Source organism: Halorubrum sp. SS7, from assembly GCF_005435055.1.
GTDB lineage: Archaea > Halobacteriota > Halobacteria > Halobacteriales > Haloferacaceae > Halorubrum > Halorubrum salinarum.
The window spans coordinates 1-743 of record NZ_SGXV01000129.1; the positions used below are offsets into that span (position 1 = coordinate 1).

Below are 743 nucleotides of genomic sequence, written 5' to 3' on the forward strand. Positions count from 1 at the left end.
CGGTAGTGTTTTCGATGCTGACCGAACCAGCATTCCCTTCGAAGGTCGTAGCGTCGACGATTTCCGCGTTTACGATCAGGTTCTGCGTTCCCGCTGTGATCGTGTTGTCTTCGAACGATTCGGTATCGCTGAACAGTGCGCTCGTCCCGACTCCAGCGCCGGCGCCGGCGATACCGACCGTGCCGAGTCCGAGGAGCGCCTTCCGCCGGGAGAGGCTGTATTTGCTGTCGTTTGACATGGGTTTGGTGTCCGGCTTCCACCCGTCACGGGCGGGCCGAACGTACGCAGCCCATTGACACCCCAACTTAAAGTTATAAACACCTCAGTTTTGTTGAACATACTGTTCAGCGGTTTCAACCCGCTATTAAAGTTTAAGAATTATGATGGATTTTGGATCAATATCACTCTGTAATCCGTCAACTTGGTCCTGTGATCCGTTAGGCGAGGATTGAAATACGATAACGACCGATTGAGGTGGTCTTTTCGGTACTAGTACCGGGGGCCCCGTAGCTGGGAGACTAACTGCCATCGCGTGTTTTGCTCTCACGTTACTATTGAATTTCTGATATTTGAAAAACTATATGAACCATGTTTACGCTGTTTGTATCAGACACAGCAAACAACGGATCGGGGTGGACTGTCACACATGTTTACGCAGCAACTACGGCGGGACCGCACCGACACGAAGGAGATTCACGACGTCCTCCGAAACGACCGGCGGCGACTGGCGCTCGAGTATCTCA

1 protein-coding gene is annotated in these 743 nt (G+C 52.4%); it reads right to left on the reverse strand.

Features of this window, described 5'->3' with window-relative positions:
• On the reverse strand, window positions 1-238 hold a 238-nt coding region (locus EXE44_RS17075), incomplete at its 3' end, for a SipW-dependent-type signal peptide-containing protein (protein WP_241991870.1).
• Between the last annotated feature and the right edge of the window lie 505 nt (window positions 239-743).